Raw genomic sequence first — 21,043 nt, 5'->3', positions numbered from 1 at the left:
CACATTTCATAATAATTTTGTTTCAGTTTAATTAGTTGGGATTACGATACTCGGGGGAGGAGCAATATTTTGTGTCCCTGTCGTTCCCGAAGTTCCTGTCGTTCCAGTCACATTTCCATTACCGTCATAATAAACTTGGGGGACTTCTCCAACCACCAGCGCATAGGAAATGGGAACCTGGGTACTAACCGTTGCCGGTTCCGAAATAAATGGGATCACAACAGACACTTCTGCTTCAATGATGACATAGACTGTCCATAATACCATGTTAATCCCGGCGTTTTCTGTTTTAATATTTACATTGACTTGGGCATATCCGATAGGAACCAATGTAATCGGAACCTCAGGACCCAACTGTGCCAAAATATTGCTGTTTAATGCCTGGCCTAAAGGGATCGGCTGAATTTCCTTGCCTAAGTCATCAAGAACTCCTTGTACCCTTGCCGTCGTCTCCCCCTGTAGTCTGGCAATTTCTTTATAATTGTAAATAGCCGCTACAATTTTTCCATTTCCATCATAGCGAAATTCAATCAATTCCTTAAAATCGGTTCCCATGGCTATTTTTTTGCTAATGGCATCATTTATGGCTTTGGTCGCATACTGTTTTACCTTTGTTTTAGCAATGGCCATTAAGGTGGGCTGCAGATTTTTCTCCACATATAAAAATCCCTGGGTTGAAATTACAACGATAATAACCAAAGAAATAAATAAAACATTCTTGCCGGATAAGGGTCCCTTCTTCCTCTTTCCAAATCTGGCCATGGACACACCCCCTCATCACAATTTATGCTGGGGGCGTACAAAAAATCTTAACTTCTCAAAATAAAAAAAAATGTTATGATAGACGGGAAGGGGGAATATCAATGTTTGATGTTAAACTGATCCGTTATTCTGATCCAGACAGAAAGTATTTAGCCCACGCAGCAGCTGTTTATTTGGGAAAACCGGATATTGATAATATTAAAAGGCCCTTAAATATTATGAAAAAAGGAGATACCTTGGCAATATTCAGAGGTGAGAGTGCCAGATTTGAATTCAAAACATCAAAAGTTGTCTATGACCACCTGATTACATATACCACCCAAAACATGAGAGCATGCGGAGGACTTCGGGCAAATGAGGCTACTGTCTTTGTGCCTCCTGTTGAAGATGATGATCCCATTTATACACAAATTGGTGAAAAGCATTTAGATAATTACCGGAACCTTATCCACGGGATAGATCCGCAAAGCAATGATCCCATCAAGAAAAAAAAATTACAGGCAGCCCGTTCTGTAGCCCCTGTATCTGTGCAGCTTCATTATATTTTTGAATTTAATTTTTGCACCCTTATCGAAGCCATATTTCCGCAACGGATTTGGACACCTGGCGCCCAATTGGATACGAAACAAGTGGTACAAAAAATGTTTGAGTTAGTACGTGAACAAGACCCCGAATTATGGGATCTCGTTTATGAGTTATATGGACCAGAAGCTCAAGGTTGGAAAAAAGCAAGACAAAAGCTAAAAAAAGAAAATCCCGAGTTATATCATGAAATTATGGATAAATATGGCAAAATGACCTCTATGTGGGAATCATAAGTAAAGGCTTTCCTCACTTTCTTCCTACTCATGATTGGCGTCCATATGACATAGGGAGGGACTGGCTAAATAAATTTATCCATTCAAAATCAGATAAATGATGATGATTAGCGAAAGCATCCAGGTGTAATATGAGAAATAATGAAGTTTGACTCTTTCCAGAATTCCCATCAGCCATTTAATCCCTAAAATCGCTGAAAAAAAGGATGAGAGGATGGCAAGCAGATAGGGCCCTTCAGTCAAGCTTCCTTTCACACCTGACTGCAACAGATCAACCGTCGTTAGGATGGCACCACCTGCAATAATCGGAATGGCCATGATAAAGGAATAACGAATAGCTAGTGGTTTTTCCATTCCCAACCATAATGCGGCAACCAAGGTTGATCCTGACCGTGAGATGCCCGGGATCAAAGCTATGGTTTGGGCAATTCCCATCCCGATGCTGTCCCAAAAAGTTAGTCTCTCAATGGTTTTCCTGCCGGTTGCATATCTCTGGATGATCCAAAGAAATATACCGGTTGCAAAAAAAGCCAAGGCAATAACCAACAGGGAATTTTTTATTTGATTTAATAGATCATCAAAAACAACATAACCGACAAAGGTAATAAATGTGCTTATGATGATATAAAGACCAAATAAAAATCCAATTTGATCCTGTTTGTTCCGCTTCATGATATATCGAAAGAATTGAATTACGATGGATGAAATATCCTTCCAAAAGAAGATCAGCACCGCTAACAAAGAACCAAAATGAAGCATTAACTCGAATGTTAAATCAGCCTGTTCAAAATTAAACATTTTCTCAAACAGAACAAGGTGTGCCGAAGAACTGATCGGCCACCATTCTGTCAAGCCTTGAAGGACACCGATAAAAATTGCAAATAGCCACTCATTCATTTTCTTTCCCCTCTTCTTTATCCCATCTTAAACTACATCATTTACTATACACCTTAGTGAACCCTATTGGAATATCCCTTAGAATTGGGGGAACCTCCAATCCCTTCCTTTGCCAGCTTGATTTTCATCAACTCCAACATATATAAAGATAGCATTTGGAAGATTTCCTCCTCATTCATTTCATGAATAATTTTAAGCAGATGTTCCCGATCCTGTTCTTGTAGAATCCCGACCACTATCGCTACAGCATCTTCCTCATCTCCAGTCAACTGATTTTTATACAATTGATATAAATCATCCAAAAACTTCACAGCAATCAACTCCTTTGATGGTAAAGAAAACTTATATTGAAATCCAGCGGGGTTCCCTAAACCGCGATAATGATTGATAACGGTTTAATTCTTTCAGTAATACGTCTCTTATAAATTCAGGCAGCAAGTATTCCACCTCAACAGCTTCAGTAAAAGCAGGAAAAATGGCTCCAAAGGTAAACATGTCAATAGTTGCCACCGTGTACATTTGATTCGGCTGCAAAATTTCGCCATTCACTTCTGCCTGTATAACCTTTTCCCCTTCCGGACGTTGTGGATCATAGTGAATATACAATCCATCCACACACATCCAGCCTAACACTTTCCCTCTGAATCCAAATCCTCTGATTTCCCTTTGAATATTCCTTTGTAACAGGGATTCCTCTAGTATAGTAAGGATTTGCTCGCCGGTCAACTTTAACCGGCATGGATTGATGGGATGAGGACACATTTGAAGAAGCTTCTTCCGTGAGATCTCTCCCCTTGGCAACTCCTCAAGCAGCACCCCCGAATTAACCATACTGATTTCTCCCTGTGCGTAGTTCCTCAATCCTTGTGCCAAAACATTTCCCAATGGTGATTCTTTATCCCAGTAAACAGGGAGATCTTCATCTAGAACCGCCACCCTTTCCCCCATCTCTTCTTCCACCTGTTCAGTGGATAGACGCAAAAAATCTAATATCCTTGGGTCAGGTAACATGGTTGAAACTTCATGCAGTGAGGCGGAATAATGAAAACCTTCTTCTGTTTGTTCAATGGTAATGTGACCCACATATTCTCCGAATTTCCCCGCTTGAGCAATCAGACAATTTCCCTCTCTAATTCCTTCCGGTAACGTATGATGGGTATGAGAGCCTATTATCAATCGGATTTCAGGGAAGCGTCTGGCGATATCCAAATCCCGTTGGAAACCAAGGTGAGACATCAAGATTAATATATCCGCTTGATTCTTCAGTTGCCTCACTTGATCCGCAATGATTTCTAATGGAGACAAAACATCCCATCCAAGTAAATGGTAAAAACTTTGATACGGGGCAGTTACACCCAACAATCCAATGGATAAATCACCAATCCTGACCATATGGGATGGAACCATCCAATCGGGAGCACGCTTGGAATCAAGATGAAAAAAATTACTGCAAATCACTTTAAAATTTGCATGTGCGTAGAGTTTCTCCAGCTTTTCTTTAGGAAAGGTAAGTCCCTCATTATTTCCAATGGTAACAAACTGATAACCAGTTAAATTCATCACTTCAATATTCGTTTTTCCCCAGGTTCCTTCTGTTAACAGACTCATGCGATCCGTATGGTCACCAAGGTCCAGAACGAGGACCGTTTCTCCTTTTTCTTCTAAATCCCTTTTTAACTCATGAATGCAGGAAGAAATGTAGGGCATTTGTGAGAAATGGCTATGAATATCATTCGTATGGAGAATATGTACCTTATTCATCATTACAATCCGCTCCAAATCATTTTAGCCGCCAAAACGATTAAGATAATCTGCAATGATATGACTAATCCTTTGGCGGAAAACTTACCAGATAAATAGGCTCCCAATCTTCCGCCTATCCATGCGCCCGGAGCAAGAATTCCGGCGTACATCCAGTTTATACTGCCTATCAGCAAATGGGTGAGGCTTCCTACCAGTGCTGACAACAATATAATAAACATGGAGGTGGCTGTGGCTACATGGGGGGGGAAAGAGAATAAGACTACCATTGCCGGAACCATTAAAGATCCCCCGCCAATTCCAAACATGCTTGAGATCATCCCAACAAAGAAGGAAATCAGGAGAGCAACTCTTCTGCGATATCCATATTTATAGGGTATTCCATCCTGACCCATGTATTCCTTCACAACACTCCACTTCATTTCCCTCTTTTTAAATCCATCTCTCTTCATCATGATGAAAAACAGCAACAGAAGGAGTAATCCAAACAGAATATTGAAGCTTTTCACGTCCAGAAGCCCTGTAATATAGGCACCGACAATGGCACCGGGACCACTGGCCAAAAAGAATAAAAGCCCACTCTGAAAGTCTACCCGGTTTTGCTTTTTATAAGAAATCGTAGATGATAGTGCAGTAACAATAATGACGAAGAGGGATATACCCACTGCTTCCTGTGGAGAAATGGAAATCTTTCCAGATGTCATTTCTGTCAAAAACAATAAGGTGGGAACGATAAAGACTCCGCCGCCCAACCCAACAAGACTTCCAATCGTACCTGCAAATACTCCTAAAAAAGCGATAAATATCCATTCCATGTTGTGACTCCTTTGCCTGTTGCTAACCGATACTAAGACTCTCACTTCTTTGCAAAATCTACTTGGGATATATATTCATGATATACTTAATAAAAACGAAGAACAAGGGAGTGAGCTGCTTTGAGATTAGGAAACCCATTCCAACATTCTCCACTCATAATCTTACATCAGGAAGTTTATCAGCAAATTCTAACCTCGGCCAGTGTAGGATACCCCCATGAGTTTTGTGCGATTTTGGGCGGTGAAAAAGCTGAAATCACCCGTCTTTATCCCTTAAAAAATATAGCGGCTGAGCCGGAACGATTCTTTAAGTGGTCGCCGCAAGAATTCATTCAACAATGGAAGAGAATCATGCAGGATCAATTGGAATGGGTGGGTGTCATTCATTCCCATCCCCATGGCAAACCATATCCATCACATGCCGATCATCTAAATTGGCACTATCCACAGCTTAGCTATTGGATTCTTTCTTTCCCACAAAAAGCAGAACCAAAACTTCTTTTATTCCAATGGAGCAAAAACGGGTTTGTTCAACAGAACTATACGATACAAGAATAAATTCACGAGTTCAACTTTTTTTAGAAGTAAGAAGTAAAAAGCGAGCCCCTCGGACTCGCCTTTAGCTGTTTTCACCTTTATCTCCACTTTTATTAAATTCTCAATTACCCAATGGAGCCTTCCATCTCGAACTTAATCAAACGATTCATTTCTACGGCATATTCCATCGGAAGCTCTTTAGTAAATGGTTCGATAAAGCCCATGACAATCATCTGAGTAGCTTCTTCTTCCGATAAGCCGCGGCTCATCAAATAGAAAAGCTGATCCTCACTTACCTTAGAAACCGTTGCCTCATGTTCTAAAGTAATGTTGTCATTTAACACCTCATTATAGGGAATAGTATCTGACGTGGATTCCTTATCAAGGATTAAGGTATCACACTTGATATTGGCTTTGGAACCCTCTGACTTCCTTCCAAAATTGGCTAGACCGCGATAAGTGGTTTTCCCTCCATCTTTACTGATGGATTTGGAAACAATGGTAGATGTGCAATCAGGAGCCAAATGAACCACCTTTGCTCCCGCATCCTGATGCTGTCCTTTACCAGCCACTGCAATGGACAATACATTGGCCTTCGCCCTCGGCCCCTTCATGATGACGGCAGGATACTTCATGGTTAATTTGCTTCCTATATTCCCATCCACCCATTCCATGGTGGCATCTGAATAAGCGACGGCCCTCTTAGTCACCAAATTATAAACGTTATTGGACCAGTTTTGGATGGTGGTATACCGACAGCGTGCACGATCCTTGACGATAATTTCCACCACTGCACTGTGAAGGGAATCCGTGGTATAAATCGGTGCGGTACACCCTTCCACATAGTGAACAAAACTGTCTTCATCGGCAATAATCAAGGTTCTTTCAAACTGCCCCATGTTTTCAGAGTTAATACGGAAATACGCCTGCAGCGGAACCTCACACTTTACACCCTTGGGAACATAAATGAAGCTTCCACCAGACCATACCGCACTATTTAAAGCGGCAAATTTGTTATCTGCAGGAGGAACAACCGTTCCGAAATATTCCTTCACCAGTTCAGGATATTCCCGGACTGCGGTATCGGTATCACAGAAAATAACCCCCTGTTCTTCCAACTCCTTCTGCATATTATGATAGACCACTTCCGATTCATACTGGGCAGATACTCCCGCCAGATATTTTTGTTCTGCCTCGGGAATTCCTAATTTATCAAAGGTTTGTTTAATTTCAGAAGGCACTTCATCCCAGCTGCGCCCTTGTTTCTCAGAGGGCTTTACATAATAAGTGATACTGTCAAAATCAAGCCCAGACAAGTTTCCTCCCCAATCTGGCATCTGCTTTTGGAAAAATAGTTCCAAAGATTTTAAACGAAAATCCAACATCCACTGGGGTTCACCTTTAATACGAGATATTTCTTCTACAATCTCCCTAGAGAGACCCCTTTTTGTTCGAAATATAGAAATATCAGGATCATGAAACCCGTATTGATATTCTTGTAACTCCGGTGCTTTTCCAGCCATCATAAATCCTCCTTTACTCAGATTTTAGTTTGCACTCACCACAACCCTTTTCCATGGCTTTCCACGCAAGGGTAGCGCATTTAATTCTTGCGGGAAATTTAGAAACACCTTGCAAAGCTTCGATATCGCCAATATCTAGACCATAACTTTCAGGATCAATATCTTTCCCTTGCATCATCAGAGAAAATAACTCTGCCATTTTCATGGCATCATCCAAGGATAATCCCCTGACCGCCTCGGTCATCATTGAAGCGGAAGCCATACTGATGGAACAACCCTCTCCCACAAATTTTGCCTCAGCAATTTTTTCATCTTCTATGCGCATTTGCAGTTGGATACGGTCTCCGCAGGTTGGATTATTTAAGTTCACCGTGACCGCTCCATCTTCGATGGTCCCACGATTTCTCGGTTTTTGATAATGATCCATGATCACACGACGGTATAAGTCATCCAAGGACATGGCTAAAATACTCCTTTGTCTTTATCAGTGCATTTATGAATCGGTCAATATCTTCTTCTGTGTTATATAAATACATGCTTGCCCGGGCAGTTGCCGTTACATTTAACCACTTCATCAAAGGTTGGCAACAATGATGTCCTGCCCGTACCGCAACCCCTTCAGCATCCAATACGGTGGCTACATCGTGAGGATGTACGTGATCCAAATTAAAGGTAATCACTCCGCTACGTCCTTTTCTCGGACCATAGATGGTGATTCCGTCAATCCCCTCCAATTTCTCAAAGGCATATTGGACAAGCTTCCTTTCATGGGCAGCAATTTCATTCATTCCGATCTCCTGAAGAAAATCAATGGCTGCACCAAGACCAACGGCCCCCGCAATAATGGGAGTCCCTCCTTCAAACTTCCAAGGAATCTCCTTCCATGTGGAGTCATACAGATCGACGAAATCAATCATTTCACCGCCAAATTCAACGGGTTCCATTTTTTCCAACCATTTTCTTTTCCCATATAAAGCACCAATTCCTGTAGGGCCAAGCATTTTATGTCCGGAAAAGGCGTAGAAATCACAATCCAGTTCCTGAACATCCACCTTTAGATGGGGGGTAGATTGAGCCCCGTCAACAACAAGGATCGCTCCATGCCCATGGGCAATATGGGCAATTTCCTTAATAGGGTTGATGGTTCCCAAAACATTGGAAACATAGGCGATGGAAACCAGTTTCGTGCGATGGGTGATCGTTTTCCTCACATTTTCAAGGGATACCGTTCCATCTTCCTGAAGGGGAATATATTTCAACGTAGCTCCGGTGGCTTTTGCCGCCTGTTGCCACGGAATTAGATTACTGTGGTGCTCCGCAGGAGTGATGACGATTTCGTCTCCCTCTTTTAGAAAAGCCCTCGCATAGGATTGAGCCACCAAATTTAATGCAGTTGTTGTTCCCCTTGTGAAAACAATCTCATGTGATGAACCAGCATTGATAAAAGAAGCCACTTTTTCTCGGGCTCCCTCATAGGCTTCTGTGGCCCGGTTGCCCAAAGTATGGACACCGCGATGGACATTGGAATTATTTTTTTTGTAGTAATTTTCGATGGCCTCAATCACCTGGATTGGCTTTTGAGAAGTAGCAGCATTATCCAGGTAAACTAAGGGATGTCCGTTTACTTCCTGATGAAGGATGGGAAATGATTTTCGAATCTCGTGTTCATTCATCTTCCTAATTTCCTTTCAATAACCTGTTCTAATCTATTTTTTACCCCTTCGATGGGGATATTGGAGACTACAGGGGCCAAGAATCCACGAATGATTAGGCGTTCCGCCTCTTCCTTCGGTATTCCTCTTGACATAAAATAAAACAGCTGAGAAGCATTAATCTGTCCCACACTGGCTGCATGACCTGCTTTGACATCATCTTCGTCAATAAGCAAAATGGGATTGGCATCACCCCGAGATTTATCGCTGAGCATCAGGATGTTTTCCGTCTGTTCCCCATTGGCTTTCTGCGCACCTTTTTTTATTTCGGTGATCCCGTTTAGAATGGCAGTAGATTCCTCTTTCATGACTCCCCGGGAAAGAATGCTGCTTTCTGTATGGGTTCCAATATGAATCACTTTAGAGGTATAGTTTCCCCTTTGATTTCTTGTTCCGATCATGACAGATTGGGTATTTACCGATGAACCCCTTCCTTTTAACAGTGTCACATTTTCGGAAACGGTGTTCCCATTGTTCATTTCACCAATGATCCACTCCATGTGACCATCATTCTCAACAATGGCTTTTCGATGGGTAATATCAATAAAATCTTTGGGAGCATGATGGACAGATGCAAAGGTAACTTTGGCATTGGCACCTACAAAAACCTCTGTCACTCCATTATAAACACCTTTACCTTCAGAAGTGGAGATTACATTTTCTACGAAAATGAGGGAGCTCCCCTGTTCAGCTATAATTAAAATGTGAGGTAGCATGCTGCTCCCCTTCCCATCCACCCAAAAAAGCCCTTGAATGGGAACCTTCACTTCCACGTTTTTCGGAACATACAAGAAGACACCGTTATCCCACGCAGCCCCATGTAGGGCAGTTAATTGGTTTAAGCCAGTAGATACGGCTTCTGTCATAAATTTTTTCTCTATTAATTCAGAATGGGAAATCATCGCTGTCTGAAGATCCGTAAAGATCACACCCAGTTCTTTTAATTGATCTGAAAGATGTGAATAGACCGCTTGATGATTTTTTTGAAGAAACAAAGTGGGCAAAATTTCTCCTTCATCACTTAAATAAGAAAGAATTTCTTTTGGCAATTGAGTAACCTCGTTCACTCTTTCTTCTTCTTGATATTCTAATGAAGGATACAACTCCCAATTGTCTATCTTTGTTTTCTCCAGTTTAGGCAACGGCAGCTTTTCAAATTGCTCGAATGCATGGAGACGCCTCTCTTTCATCCAAAAAGGTTCTTTGGTCCTTTCAGAATACTGGATGATTTTTTCCCGATCTAATTTCGCTTTTGTATCCAGACCCATGACCACACCTCCTATGCCTCTTGCCCAACAGTTACATCTTCTATGCCCAATTCTTCTTTAATCCAGTCGTATCCATCTGCTTCCAATCGCTCGGCCAGCTCAGGACCACCGGAACGAACAATTTTCCCATTCATCATCACATGGACAAAATCAGGTTTAATATAGTTAAGCAAGCGTTGGTAGTGAGTGATAATCAATACTCCCAATTCAGGTTTGCGCATGCTGTTTACACCGTTGGCTACTACTTTCAGGGCATCGATATCCAGCCCGGAATCAATTTCATCCAATATAGCGATCCGGGGGTTTAGCATCATCATTTGCAGAATTTCATTTCTCTTTTTTTCTCCGCCGGAGAATCCTTCATTTAAATAACGCTGAGACATGGAAGAATCCATTTCCAAAACAGCCATCTTTTCATCCAGTTGACGAATAAATTTCATCAAAGAAATTTCATTGCCTTCTCCCATTTTGGCATTAATGGCGCTTCGCAGAAAATCGGCATTGGTGACTCCGCTTATCTCACTTGGATACTGCATGGCAAGAAACAAACCTTTTCTGGCCCTTTCATCTGTAGTCATTTCCAACAGATCTTCTCCGTCCAATGTTACCCTACCACTGGTAATTTCATATTTCGGATGCCCCATTAAGGCAGAGGCTAAAGTACTTTTCCCCGTTCCGTTTGGTCCCATGATGGCATGAACTTCCCCGCCCTTAATCTCTAAGGTTAACCCTTTTATAATTTCCTTCTCATCGATAGAGACATGCAAATTCTCTATTTTTAAGTTAGGTGTACTGGTTGACATGATTATCCCTCCATTTGCAAAAGATATATATGATTTAAAAGGAATCAGCTTCCTTTAGCATGAGATAAATCCTTAACTATCACTCATTTTTTATACTTCTTCATTATTGTTATACTCTATGGAGAAATAGTCAAGCTAATTTATTCTCATTTGATTATCAATTCCTATTTTATACTATATCACCGATGTAAATCAAGGAAACAACTATTTTTATATTTTTTATATGTTTATGTTTATAAAATGTTTTTGTATATAACAAAAAACCAGAGTCTTCTCTGGCTTTTATCCGATGGCTATAGAAGCCAATGAATCATCTACTTTGGTTACCACTTGAAATTATTTTGCTTTATAAAACACATCAAAGGTACCCCACAAGTCTTCCAGTTCTTTTAACCTCTTTTTTACCTTTGATTGTTCCTTTTGCGTAACCGCTGTAATGAGTCCGTTGATAATACTGAGGGGAGCGGAGAAGGAATCGATAATGGAGGTAATGTGACTAGAAGCAGTTAATACGATGTCAGAATGGGGAATAAGGGGGGACATCAAATTGTCGGTGATGGCCATGGTTTTTGCCCCCTTTTCCTTGGAATATTTCATCACTTCAACCGTTCTCTTGGTGTAGCGGGCAAAGCCGATACCAATAACCAAATCCCTATCGGTGATTCCCAACAAATGCTCTGAGATCCCATCCGCTTGTCTTACCAATTCTGTGTTTTGAAGAATCAGATCAAGATAAAATTCCATAAATGTCCCTAATGCTACAGCACTTCGATACGCAATAATATATATATTTTTGGCTTCAACGATGGCCTTTACCGCTTCCCTAAATTGGGAAGGGTCTAACTGCTGAATAGTATTCTGTAAGTTTTCGATATCATTATTCAGCACTTCATACACAATTTTTTCTTCTCCATCATACTCATCAAGATATTGTTCCAGACGTTCAACCGTTGAGAGCTGCCGTTTTATCGCTTCCTGAAGGTGGGACTGAAGCTCCGGATATCCGCGATATCCCAGAAAATTGGCAAACCTCACAACTGTGGCCTCTCCTACTTCTGCTTTCTTGGCCAGTTTTGCAGCGGTTAAGAAGGGGGATGTATCGGGGTGCTGTATAAGATATCGGGCGATCTTTTGCTGTGCTTTGCTCATCTCTGAAGTCTTCTCGCGAATGCGTTGAAAAACATCGGAGTGATACATATCAATCCTCCCTTCTAAATTTATAGATGTGAATCTAAAGATTGACGCGTCCACTAGTCGAGTTCTGAAAATACATTTTCATAACAATTTGTGACCCTTCGGTCATGGATGTTTAGGTCCGTCCAAAAAATAATTCTACAAAGTGAAAAGGAAATCCTTTTTTCTTCAAAAAATCCCTCTCCTTTTCATTCTTTTCAAGGCCATATCGTACGCATCAATGGTATATTGAATCTCTTTTTCCGTATGGGAAAGGGATACGGAGTAACGATTCAGGGGTTTTGTATAAATTCCCAGGTTCAACAATTCATAATCCAGTTCTTTTCGAAGACCGATTTGGCTCTTTACCATATCTCGATAATTTTGCACCGGATGATCGGTAATAACCACATTAAAGATACTTCCTAACCCAATCGTTTTCCCGGGTACCCGATAGGCATTAAAGACATCATTGATGCCATTTTTTAATCTTTCGGTAGCAAGAATAATTTGCTGGTAGGAATCAGTTTCTTCCAACACCTCTATGGTTGCCAATCCGGCAGCCAATATAGAGGGATGTCCATTATAGGTTCCGCTGTGAAACAGAACATCGGATTTGCTTGGTTTTACGTTGGCTGAACTAATGTCAAGGGCATCTCTCTTCCCCTGGGGAGAACTGATTTCCATGATTTCTTTTTTTCCGCCAACGACTCCAATGGGGAACCCTCCGCCCAGCACTTTACCCAGGGTAGTAAGATCAGGTTTGATCTGGTAATGTTCTTGAGCCCCTCCTAATGCCACGCGAAAGCCAGTTTTTACCTCATCAAAGATGAGAACAATGTTTAATTCATCCGTGATTTTCCGCAAACCTGCAAGGAATTCCTTCTTTGCCGGAATGAATCCGCCTTGCACCGGTTCAATGATCACGGCCGCCAATTCATCGGCATTTTTTCGCAATATTTTCTCGGTCGCTTCCAATTGGTTAAATGGAAGGGAAATGGTGTGCTGCAAATGATAATCGGTCACTCCTGCTGATTCAGGAATGGATTGGGGTTCTTCCTCCTCTCCGGCCAGATCTAAAGGAGGATTGACACTAACCAGTACCTGTTCATATCCTCCATGATAGTGGCCCTCAAATTTGGCGATTTTGTCCTTACCGGTATAGGCACAAGCCAATCGAACCGCCAACAGGGTTGCTTCTGTGCCGGAGTTTGTGTATCTGACCTGTTCTATTCCCCGATATAAATGAATCAACTTCTTGGCCATTTCCACTTCTAGCTCATGGGGGGTCCCAAAGATGGTGGTCCCCTTATTCATCATCTGCTTTAGAACGGCATTGGTGATTCGGAAATGGCCGTGTCCCAGCATTAATGCACCATAGCAAAGCAGATAATCGATATATGGATTCCCGTCAATATCTCTTAACCTGGAGCCGTTTGCTTCGCCCATGATGATTGGATACGGATCAAAATACTTAATGTTTGCCGTTACTCCTCCAGGCATCACCTGTTGCGCTTCTTCAAAAAACCTTTTTGATCCTGGTGTTTTCCTTATTAGTGCCTCCTTAGGATCAATTTCCAACACCTCAATTGCCATCTCTCCATTTCCCCCTTCAAGGTAATTTCATCTCGCAATTCATTTGAAGGAATATATCCTTCTTTATTACTTAATTATGAAATATATATTTCATAATACACCTTTTCATTATTTTTTAAAGGGTTGCTCACCTCTATATTTCTTGATATTTTGGCAAATTTGCAAAAAAATGCAGAGATAACTCTCTATTTAAGAGTTTCTCTGCAATTATCTCCCGATTTTTAACATTTTCATATTCTTTCGAAAATTGGGCATGTAAAAGGATCGACTTGTGAAATGAACAGAAAGAAGAAACACATCCCGTGAACCTACTGTTACCCGCTACGGGATGTCTCATGTGGTGTTTTCTCTGTTTCTGAAAAGCTTTTGTTACTCTAATCAATCTGATTTGAGCTGATTAACCTGCTTTAAATTCAAAAAATGAAATCCACCTAAATGCAACGGATAGTGAAGATGGTTAAGATTAACCGATCCATATTCATTAAAACAATCAGGCTGCCAATAGGTTGTGATGATATCCCCAACAAACCAGTCATGGTCCCCGCAGGGAATCATTTGGTGAACACGGCATTCATACGCTAAAAAGGATTGGGCGAGAATAGGGACTCCTGTCTTTTCCCCTGAAATCAGGTCGATGGATTGAGATGTTAGTTTGTCTTGATCTCTTTTCGATATGGTTCCGCTGATTTTTATCCAATGGGAATGGGAGTACGGTAAAAAATTAATGGCAAAAGCTCCCGATTGCTTGACAAGAGAATAGGTATATCTCTCCTTGGAGATGGCTACTCCAAACCGTAAGGGATGGGCTGACACTTGTGAATACCACGAGGCTGCCATCATGTTTTCTTCCCCTTCATATTGACTGGTCACGACAGCCACCAAATTGGGCAAATAACAGGATGTTCCTTCCTTTGCGATCTGCAGCATTTCCCTCTTCCTTTCATTAAAAAACTTTCTTCAAGAGACTTTCTTCACATGGAACTTTTCCGGGTAAAGAAAACTCGCCGATTGGCGAGCCCTTGGGCGAAGACAGAGGCGTAGTTGCCCTTATGCGACATAAGAAAGTATAAATAAAAGATTTATACTTTCTTATTAGCCAAAAAAAAAATGGTAAGCTCCATTTGTAAGCTTACCATTTTTGCCTTCACTGTAAAATTGTTATTTCACAAATTCAGGTCATCTATTCGTATTTCTTTTGGGCAGGAACAACTGCGCCAGCATATTTTTCTTCGATAAAAGTTTTTACTTCCTCAGATAACAAAACTTCAGCCAGCTTCTGGATGCGGGCATCTTCTTTGTTGTCTGGACGTATAGCTAAGACATTGACATAGGGAGAATCTGCATCTTCCAGAATGAGAGCATCCTTGGCTGGTACCAAATTAGCCTGAAGGGCAAAATTGGTATTAATGACCGCCAGATCAACCTTCGGATCTTCAATGGCACGGGGAAGCATAGCCGGATCAAGCTGGGTAAACTTTAGATTCTTTGGATTTTCAACAATATCTGTTAACTGACCGTTAATTCCTACTCCATCCTTTAGTTTAATCAAACCATTGGCTTCCAATAGCGCGAGAACACGACCAATTTCACTGGAGCTGTTTGTAACGGCAACTGTTGCACCGTTCGGAAGTTCATCAATGGACTGATAGGCTTTTTCCTTATTGGAATACGCACCCATTGGTTCAATATGAACACCTACAAGAGGAATTAGATTTAATCCCTTCTCCTTATTTGTATTTTCCAACCAAGGAATGTGCTGGAAGTAGTTTGCATCCAATTCTTTCTCGGCCAGCATGGTATTTGGTGTCACATAATCCTGCAAAACAACCACTTCTAACTTAATTCCCTCTTTCTCCAATGCCGGTTTTACCACTTCATTCAATACTTCCGCATGGGGAACCGCAGTGGCTCCAACTTTCAAAACTTCCTCTTTTCCTCCACAACCAGCTAAAACAACGGTTAATGCAAGTACCAATACAGCGAGTATACCAAACTTTTTCATCATGTTCCTCTCCTTGTCCTTAAATTTATATATAAGTTATCGCTTATCCACTAAGCGGGAAAGCCAATCACCAATGGATTGAAACAACTGAACAATCAAAACCAACAGAATGGTTGTTACCAACAAAATATCTCCCTGGAATGAGTTGTATCCCAAATTGTAGGCCATACTTCCCAAACCGCCAGCACCGATAATTCCAGCGAAGGCAGAATAACCGACCAGCCCCACAGAAGTAACGGTAATGCTGGAGATAATCGCCGGAAGGGCTTCCGGTATCAACACCTTTCGTATAATTTGCCAATTGTTCGCCCCCATGGATTGAGCCGCTTCGATGACACCTTTATCCACCTCCCGAATGGACGTTTCTACCAGTCTTGCCAAAAAAGGGGCAGAGCCTAAAATAAGCGAAAAGAGAGCGGCAGTCGGTCCAATGGATGTTCCAATTAACATCCTTGAAATGGGAATGACCCACAAAATCAGAACGATATAGGGAACCGAACGGAAAATATTAACCACCGTACCAAGAATGGAATTTAACCATTTAATCGGCACCATATATCCGGGACTAGTAATAACCAGCAAAACTCCTAAAGGGATTCCAAGAAGGGAAGCAAAGAATAGAGAAACAATCACCATGTATAAAGTTTCCCCTGTCGCTAGAAGAACTCCATCCCAATTGGTCATCACATTCTGAAAATATCCTGTGATCCATTCCATCACCTATTCCCCTCCCTTCTGGGCCAGATGTTCCACTTCCACCTTCTCTTCACGGAGAAAGCGAATGGCTTTCTTCTGTTCCTCTTCCGGACCGATCAACTGCAGGAACAAAGTACCATAGGAATTTCCTTGTATCCGGTTGACATGTCCATGAAGAATATTAACTTCTACATCAAACTTTTTAATTAAACGATTTATGAGCGGCCTTTCTGCCGAGTCCCCAAGAAATGACAGCTTCACCAGAGAACCATCCTTTAACAGTTCTTCCCAATCATGAAGTTGTTCCAATGTATCATCCGGTTCTGTCACCTGTTTTACAAAACGTTTTGCGATTTCTGTTTTTGGATGGCTGAAAACCTCAAGGACCGTTCCCATCTCAACGATTTTCCCATTTTCAATTACCGCGACCCGGTCACAAATTTTTTGGATCACGTGCATTTCATGGGTAATGAGAACAATGGTTAGCCCCAATTTTTCATTAATTTCTTTTAACAAATCTAGAATAGAATCGGTCGTTTTCGGATCTAAAGCTGAAGTGGCTTCATCACAAAGCAAAACCTTCGGATGATTGGCAAGAGCCCTTGCAATGCCTACCCTTTGTTTCTGTCCACCGCTTAGCTCAGAGGGATAAGCATCTGCCCTTTCTTTTAGGCCCACCAATTCAACCAACTCATTCACCCTTTTCTCAATATTCTCCTTAGAAACTCCGGCAATCTCCAAAGGAAAAGCGATATTTTCCTTCACCGTTCTAGACCAAAGCAAATTAAAATGCTGAAAGATCATTCCGATTTCCTGCCGGGCTTTCCGCAAGTCACGGACTGAAAGCCGAGTCATTTCCACATTAGACACTTGAATGCTCCCAGAGGTAGGTGGCTCAAGCATATTGATCGTCCTGATCAATGTGCTTTTTCCTGCACCGCTGTAACCAATCACTCCAAATATTTCTCCCTTTTGAACTTCAAGATTGATATCAGATAAGGCTTTCACCTGCTTTTTTCCCGATGAAAAGACTTTTTCCAATTTCTTAATCCTTATCATAATGGCACACCCCCTCACTAAATAATAAAAACCTTTCCTGAGACAGAAAGGTTTTTGAGCGAACCGACCCCTCTTATCTCTCAGGAAAAATCCTGCAGGAATTGGCACCTTCCCCTGATTTAAAATCCAAGGGGGTTGCCGGGCTTCATCGGGCCAGTCCCTCCACCTCTCTGAATAAGAGATATATTATTCATATCATTTTTGACATGATTACAAGTTACCACGCAGACATGTACATGTCAATAGGAAATTGCTTCTTGATACATGTCAAAAGCCTCTTTTCTTTCTCCCGAATTTTCTTTGTCTTCAGCCTTATCCCATAATTCATAATTGATCTGTAATGCAAATAAATAAAGCTCTTTCATCCAAGCAAGGGCTTCTTGCCACCATTCCATTTGGCGATAAAACAGTGCCAATTGATGAATGGCATAACACAGGGAAGGTCCAACCGTTGATTTCGCTTCTTCTTGTGATGAATAAGAATAAAATTCTTCCTTCTTTTCCTCAATCAGCCTTTTACACATGGTAATCGCCTTTTCTTGTTCACCCTTGTGAAAATAATAGTCGCACAAGTACACCTTGAGATGCTCAATACTCATCATATATCCCATTTGCGGCGGATATTGGGAAATGGCCTCCTCCATTTGTTGGATCGCCAATTCATAATTTCCTCTTGAGCCGTTGATTTCGGCCATTTCTGCCAAGGAACGGACATAGGCAAAATGCTCATTTTGATCTTCCTTAGGTCCTTCAACGGCAATGGTATGAAAGATATCATAAGCCAAGTCATGATGATGATATCTGAGGGCCATGACAGCCACCATCATCCGAGTATTGGGTTGGGAAAACTTGCGAAATGTATCATTTGGAAGAAATCGTCCTACTAATTTTTCGGCACGTTCAGCCAATTGATTCACCATTTCATCATGTGAGATCGGATTCATTGAGATTCTCCTTTCTAAAAATACAATAACGGAAGTAAACATGCATGACCGAAGGGTCACAAATTGATCATTTCTTTAGTTTAACAAAAAGAGCCAATCGGTAAAAGATTGGCTCTTTTTTTGTTTCCTGTCTTTATTTGTTACGCTATATGAATTTTGAGAGGATATCAATTTATGGGGGTTAATCTTCATCTACTTTTCCGTTTTCTTTATCTTTTTCTTCCTTTTTCCCTTTAAACTGACTTTCATCGTCATCCTTTTCATTTTTTTCTAGATACTTTAGTTCTCTTTCATTTTCCTTATTTTCCTTATTTTCCTTATTTTCCTTATTTTCCTTTTTCTCCTCTTTCTCTTTCTCCTCTTTCTCTTTCTCCTCTTTCTCTTTCTCCTCTTTCTCTTTCTCCTCTTTCTCTTTCTCCTCTTTCTCTTTCTCCTCTTTCTCTTCTTCTTTACCCTTGAAGATTCCTTTGCCGATGTCACCTGTCTTTTTTTCGATTTCCTTTTCCTTTTCTTTTTCCTTTTCATTTACTTCTTCTGCCTTTTTCTTTACTCCATCCTCTACCCTATTAAAAATTTCATCTGTTAGTTTCTCAGTTTTTTCTTCTTTATCATTATCGTCTCCCTTTTGGTTGCCTTTCTCCCGATTCTCCTGCCGTTTTTCTTTTATTTTATGTTCCTTTATTAACTTGCCAATACCATTTGATTCTTTGGCAAGATCAGCGATGGTTTTCTCTTTTATCGAATCAAGGGAAACTTCGATTCCGCTTTCCTTAGCCATTAAATAGATGGCATATTTTCCTGGAGACACTTCCTGATTTTTCGCCTCTTCCCTCCATTTGGATTCGCTTCTGATCAACGAAAGCTGAATATTTTCTTTTTCCAGTTTATCTGAAAGCTGATCTTCAATGTCGTTGGCAAACTGAATACTATTTTCATCTGATGCAACCAAGGTAGTAGTTACGAGAATTTCTCCTTCCCCTTTGAGATATCCCATGTCCTTAGCAAACTGAATCAGTTGAGTGGCAACTAGTTCCAATGATTCTCCTTTCCACTCTCCCTGATTCAGCTGATCTACCAATCTCTCCCCGTCTTCATTATAGGCAATAACTTCTGTTACTCTTTTCTCTTTATCTACACCTAACTCAACACTCGGATTAATATCCAGTGACACATAGGCATAAACCGGATTTTGTTGAAGTAAAAAGAATGGAATAAATAGCAAAATGAAAACAATACTGGCTACCAGCATCGGCATCGCTTTCAGCTTGACGGAAGGGGGGTGAACAATAATTTCTTCTCCTACTTGTATATCCTGGTTTCTGCGACGCACCTTTAAAAATTCTCCATCAGGTGTCATAATGACCATTGATCTTGTTCCTAATTGCATGACAATACCCTTTTTCATCAGGCTCCCTCCTTTCTAGCTTCTTTCCAGACCTGTCAGATAGGATCTTAAATATGGAAAGTCTCCTATCTGAATGAGTGCCAGTGCTGTTATATACTTTCGATTCCTTTCAATGGTTTTTCTACTTAGTTCTACTTTTTTCGTTAACTCTTTTAATGGCAAACGCTTTTTATGAAGAAACGTTTGCTTCAATGAGTGATCCTCAACTAATAATTTCGCAATACTAAAGGCATTTTGTCTAGCATCCACATGTCTAGGGGCTTCATCCACCAGATCCATAAAAGAAACACCATAATCCTTTAATTTCTCCTGGAGGAGAAAAATTTCTTCCTTTCTTTTAACCGTATCACTATCCATCTGATATTGAAGGATTGCCGCTCGAATCTCATAGGGACGATATTCTTCCCCTTCTTCTCCTTCCTGATGAAATAGGGAGATGGATTGATCGTATTTACATTCCTTCCGTATGTAATCAATGACTCGTCTTTTGATTACCATATCTGCAAAGGTTAAAAAAGATTTCCCTTTTTCCGGTGAATATTGGGAAATGGCCTCGTTAAAAGCTTCAAGGCCAACGCTAAACTCATCATCAACGGAAGGATCAATATAACGTTGACATACCCTTGATACGCTTTTACTTATAAATGAGCGGTATTTCTGGAGCAGATGATTCCTCAGCTCATCCATCTGATGAATCTGTATCTCCATTACCAATTCTTCAAGGGTTTTTTCTTCCGTATCCCTGGTGGTAAACTGAAATTTAAATAAGCTAAACAGCATTCGGGATCACCTCCCCAAATAGATCTATTCGAAACAGTTTCTTATTTTATGAGGGTTCGATTCCAGATTGCGTGCGTTTCGGTACTGCTTTCCTTAGCCTTTGCCAATGATTTGGCAAAGTTCTATATTTTCCTGCAGTGCAAGAAAAAATTCCCCGACTGTTCACGGGGAATCCTTCATGTCCATCAGTTCAATTCAAACTTTTCCATTCAAAAAATTTGTCCATTCAAATGAAACTTTATAAACGTAACTAAACTTACATGACCCGAAGGGTCACAAATTCGCATGAAAATAATTCCATCCAGTAGTTACCTAGTTACTGTATCATCGTTATCTTTCCATAATTGAAATTGAACAGGGGAATGGGTAAGTCGTAAATCTTTATGGTGGTAGCAATATCAGACCCCGCGAACTAAACGGACAGCATCGATCATTGAGCACAAATTCCTGTTGCTGCGAGCACGAATATCAAATTACTGTTTGTCTCTGATC

At 40.9% G+C, this 21,043-nt stretch carries 21 protein-coding genes and 1 riboswitch; of the genes, 2 read left to right on the top strand and 19 right to left on the bottom strand.

Translation table 11 applies throughout. The features are described from left to right. Positions 1 to 27: 27 nt before the first annotated feature. Entirely contained in the window at positions 28 to 762 is a 735-nt protein-coding gene (gene yunB, locus L1765_RS00105; RefSeq protein ID WP_236403031.1) for a sporulation protein YunB, read from the bottom strand. Positions 763 to 863: 101 nt separating this feature from the next. Here yunB and L1765_RS00100 point away from each other — a divergent pair, with 101 nt between their 5' ends. Next, complete coding sequence (locus L1765_RS00100; RefSeq protein ID WP_236403029.1) at positions 864 to 1,580, top strand: FAD-dependent thymidylate synthase; 717 nt, start codon at positions 864 to 866, stop codon at positions 1,578 to 1,580. A gap of 75 nt (positions 1,581 to 1,655) precedes the next feature. Here the strand turns inward: L1765_RS00100 and L1765_RS00095 are convergent, their stop codons facing one another. The 4 genes from L1765_RS00095 to L1765_RS00080 are packed head-to-tail and all read right to left on the bottom strand — an operon-like array spanning position 1,656 to position 5,053. Continuing rightward, positions 1,656 to 2,477, bottom strand: a complete 822-nt coding sequence (locus L1765_RS00095; protein WP_236403026.1) for an undecaprenyl-diphosphate phosphatase — start codon at positions 2,475 to 2,477, stop codon at positions 1,656 to 1,658. Positions 2,478 to 2,530: 53 nt separating this feature from the next. After that, positions 2,531 to 2,788 carry a DUF6154 family protein gene (locus tag L1765_RS00090; RefSeq protein ID WP_236403025.1) on the bottom strand — a complete coding sequence of 86 codons (258 nt, stop codon included), beginning with the start codon at positions 2,786 to 2,788 and terminating at the stop codon, positions 2,531 to 2,533. A gap of 31 nt (positions 2,789 to 2,819) precedes the next feature. Next, the gene (locus L1765_RS00085; protein ID WP_236403024.1) at positions 2,820 to 4,238 is read right to left on the bottom strand and encodes a bifunctional metallophosphatase/5'-nucleotidase; all 1,419 of its coding nucleotides are present in this window, start codon (positions 4,236 to 4,238) and stop codon (positions 2,820 to 2,822) included. 2 nt (positions 4,239 to 4,240) lie between these two features. Continuing rightward, on the bottom strand, positions 4,241 to 5,053 hold the full coding sequence (locus L1765_RS00080) for a sulfite exporter TauE/SafE family protein (protein WP_236403023.1): 813 nt from the start codon (positions 5,051 to 5,053) through the stop codon (positions 4,241 to 4,243). A 120-nt stretch (positions 5,054 to 5,173) separates the two neighbouring features. On the opposite strand from L1765_RS00080, the gene L1765_RS00075 reads away from it, so the two are divergent. Beyond that, complete coding sequence (locus tag L1765_RS00075) at positions 5,174 to 5,611, top strand: Mov34/MPN/PAD-1 family protein (RefSeq protein WP_236403021.1); 438 nt, start codon at positions 5,174 to 5,176, stop codon at positions 5,609 to 5,611. A gap of 104 nt (positions 5,612 to 5,715) precedes the next feature. Here L1765_RS00075 and sufB read toward each other — a convergent pair whose 3' ends face one another. The 14 genes from sufB to sigI all read right to left on the bottom strand — a co-directional run bounded on the left by sufB (position 5,716) and on the right by sigI (position 20,551). Continuing rightward, the gene (sufB, locus tag L1765_RS00070; protein WP_236403019.1) at positions 5,716 to 7,113 is read right to left on the bottom strand and encodes a Fe-S cluster assembly protein SufB; all 1,398 of its coding nucleotides are present in this window, start codon (positions 7,111 to 7,113) and stop codon (positions 5,716 to 5,718) included. A 13-nt stretch (positions 7,114 to 7,126) separates the two neighbouring features. Beyond that, the gene (gene sufU / locus L1765_RS00065) at positions 7,127 to 7,573 is read right to left on the bottom strand and encodes a Fe-S cluster assembly sulfur transfer protein SufU (RefSeq protein ID WP_268928588.1); all 447 of its coding nucleotides are present in this window, start codon (positions 7,571 to 7,573) and stop codon (positions 7,127 to 7,129) included. Beyond that, positions 7,560 to 8,786, bottom strand: a complete 1,227-nt coding sequence (locus tag L1765_RS00060; protein WP_236403018.1) for a cysteine desulfurase — start codon at positions 8,784 to 8,786, stop codon at positions 7,560 to 7,562. Before L1765_RS00060 ends, sufU begins: the two co-directional genes overlap by 14 nt. Further along, a complete protein-coding gene (gene sufD / locus L1765_RS00055) occupies positions 8,783 to 10,093 on the bottom strand; it encodes a Fe-S cluster assembly protein SufD (RefSeq protein ID WP_236403017.1) in 1,311 nt (436 codons plus the stop codon). Before sufD ends, L1765_RS00060 begins: the two co-directional genes overlap by 4 nt. Positions 10,094 to 10,104: 11 nt before the next feature. Further along, the gene (sufC, locus tag L1765_RS00050) at positions 10,105 to 10,896 is read right to left on the bottom strand and encodes a Fe-S cluster assembly ATPase SufC (RefSeq protein ID WP_236403016.1); all 792 of its coding nucleotides are present in this window, start codon (positions 10,894 to 10,896) and stop codon (positions 10,105 to 10,107) included. A gap of 336 nt (positions 10,897 to 11,232) precedes the next feature. Continuing rightward, positions 11,233 to 12,093, bottom strand: coding sequence for a MurR/RpiR family transcriptional regulator (locus L1765_RS00045; protein ID WP_236403015.1), 861 nt, complete (start codon positions 12,091 to 12,093; stop codon positions 11,233 to 11,235). Positions 12,094 to 12,258: 165 nt separating this feature from the next. Next, on the bottom strand, positions 12,259 to 13,665 hold the full coding sequence (locus L1765_RS00040; protein WP_236403013.1) for an aspartate aminotransferase family protein: 1,407 nt from the start codon (positions 13,663 to 13,665) through the stop codon (positions 12,259 to 12,261). Positions 13,666 to 14,043: 378 nt separating this feature from the next. Further along, a complete protein-coding gene (locus L1765_RS00035; protein WP_236403011.1) occupies positions 14,044 to 14,592 on the bottom strand; it encodes a flavin reductase family protein in 549 nt (182 codons plus the stop codon). Between the two features lie 253 nt (positions 14,593 to 14,845). Next, a complete protein-coding gene (locus L1765_RS00030; RefSeq protein ID WP_236403009.1) occupies positions 14,846 to 15,667 on the bottom strand; it encodes a MetQ/NlpA family ABC transporter substrate-binding protein in 822 nt (273 codons plus the stop codon). Positions 15,668 to 15,703: 36 nt separating this feature from the next. Beyond that, a complete protein-coding gene (locus L1765_RS00025; protein WP_236403941.1) occupies positions 15,704 to 16,384 on the bottom strand; it encodes a methionine ABC transporter permease in 681 nt (226 codons plus the stop codon). 3 nt (positions 16,385 to 16,387) lie between these two features. Beyond that, positions 16,388 to 17,422, bottom strand: a complete 1,035-nt coding sequence (locus L1765_RS00020; protein ID WP_236403008.1) for a methionine ABC transporter ATP-binding protein — start codon at positions 17,420 to 17,422, stop codon at positions 16,388 to 16,390. 70 nt (positions 17,423 to 17,492) lie between these two features. Further along, positions 17,493 to 17,603: riboswitch (SAM riboswitch) on the bottom strand. 58 nt (positions 17,604 to 17,661) lie between these two features. Further along, the gene (locus tag L1765_RS00015; RefSeq protein ID WP_236403005.1) at positions 17,662 to 18,366 is read right to left on the bottom strand and encodes a tetratricopeptide repeat protein; all 705 of its coding nucleotides are present in this window, start codon (positions 18,364 to 18,366) and stop codon (positions 17,662 to 17,664) included. A gap of 181 nt (positions 18,367 to 18,547) precedes the next feature. Continuing rightward, positions 18,548 to 19,771 carry an anti-sigma factor domain-containing protein gene (locus L1765_RS00010; protein WP_236403004.1) on the bottom strand — a complete coding sequence of 408 codons (1,224 nt, stop codon included), beginning with the start codon at positions 19,769 to 19,771 and terminating at the stop codon, positions 18,548 to 18,550. Between the two features lie 15 nt (positions 19,772 to 19,786). After that, positions 19,787 to 20,551, bottom strand: coding sequence for an RNA polymerase sigma-I factor (gene sigI, locus L1765_RS00005; protein ID WP_236402998.1), 765 nt, complete (start codon positions 20,549 to 20,551; stop codon positions 19,787 to 19,789). Positions 20,552 to 21,043 lie beyond the last annotated feature (492 nt).

Source organism: Microaerobacter geothermalis, assembly GCF_021608135.1.
GTDB classification, from domain to species: Bacteria; Bacillota; Bacilli; order DSM-22679; family DSM-22679; genus Microaerobacter; species Microaerobacter geothermalis.
This window is presented reverse-complemented; position numbering and strand designations above follow the sequence as displayed.

What these genes read in the sequence shown, in the direction of transcription:
- yunB (WP_236403031.1), bottom strand. Translation starts at nt 762, where the DNA reads ATGGCCAGATTTGGAAAGAGGAAGAAGGGACCCTTATCCGGCAAGAAT.
- L1765_RS00100 (WP_236403029.1), top strand. Translation starts at nt 864, where the DNA reads ATGTTTGATGTTAAACTGATCCGTTATTCTGATCCAGACAGAAAGTAT.
- L1765_RS00095 (WP_236403026.1), bottom strand. Translation starts at nt 2,477, where the DNA reads ATGAATGAGTGGCTATTTGCAATTTTTATCGGTGTCCTTCAAGGCTTG.
- L1765_RS00085 (WP_236403024.1), bottom strand. Translation starts at nt 4,238, where the DNA reads ATGAATAAGGTACATATTCTCCATACGAATGATATTCATAGCCATTTC.
- L1765_RS00080 (WP_236403023.1), bottom strand. Translation starts at nt 5,053, where the DNA reads ATGGAATGGATATTTATCGCTTTTTTAGGAGTATTTGCAGGTACGATT.
- sufB (WP_236403019.1), bottom strand. Translation starts at nt 7,113, where the DNA reads ATGGCTGGAAAAGCACCGGAGTTACAAGAATATCAATACGGGTTTCAT.
- sufU (WP_268928588.1), bottom strand. Translation starts at nt 7,573, where the DNA reads ATGTCCTTGGATGACTTATACCGTCGTGTGATCATGGATCATTATCAA.
- L1765_RS00060 (WP_236403018.1), bottom strand. Translation starts at nt 8,786, where the DNA reads ATGAATGAACACGAGATTCGAAAATCATTTCCCATCCTTCATCAGGAA.
- sufD (WP_236403017.1), bottom strand. Translation starts at nt 10,093, where the DNA reads ATGGGTCTGGATACAAAAGCGAAATTAGATCGGGAAAAAATCATCCAG.
- sufC (WP_236403016.1), bottom strand. Translation starts at nt 10,896, where the DNA reads ATGTCAACCAGTACACCTAACTTAAAAATAGAGAATTTGCATGTCTCT.
- L1765_RS00045 (WP_236403015.1), bottom strand. Translation starts at nt 12,093, where the DNA reads ATGTATCACTCCGATGTTTTTCAACGCATTCGCGAGAAGACTTCAGAG.
- L1765_RS00040 (WP_236403013.1), bottom strand. Translation starts at nt 13,665, where the DNA reads ATGGCAATTGAGGTGTTGGAAATTGATCCTAAGGAGGCACTAATAAGG.
- L1765_RS00035 (WP_236403011.1), bottom strand. Translation starts at nt 14,592, where the DNA reads ATGCTGCAGATCGCAAAGGAAGGAACATCCTGTTATTTGCCCAATTTG.
- L1765_RS00030 (WP_236403009.1), bottom strand. Translation starts at nt 15,667, where the DNA reads ATGAAAAAGTTTGGTATACTCGCTGTATTGGTACTTGCATTAACCGTT.
- L1765_RS00025 (WP_236403941.1), bottom strand. Translation starts at nt 16,384, where the DNA reads ATGGAATGGATCACAGGATATTTTCAGAATGTGATGACCAATTGGGAT.
- L1765_RS00020 (WP_236403008.1), bottom strand. Translation starts at nt 17,422, where the DNA reads ATGATAAGGATTAAGAAATTGGAAAAAGTCTTTTCATCGGGAAAAAAG.
- L1765_RS00015 (WP_236403005.1), bottom strand. Translation starts at nt 18,366, where the DNA reads ATGAATCCGATCTCACATGATGAAATGGTGAATCAATTGGCTGAACGT.
- L1765_RS00010 (WP_236403004.1), bottom strand. Translation starts at nt 19,771, where the DNA reads ATGAAAAAGGGTATTGTCATGCAATTAGGAACAAGATCAATGGTCATT.
- sigI (WP_236402998.1), bottom strand. Translation starts at nt 20,551, where the DNA reads ATGCTGTTTAGCTTATTTAAATTTCAGTTTACCACCAGGGATACGGAA.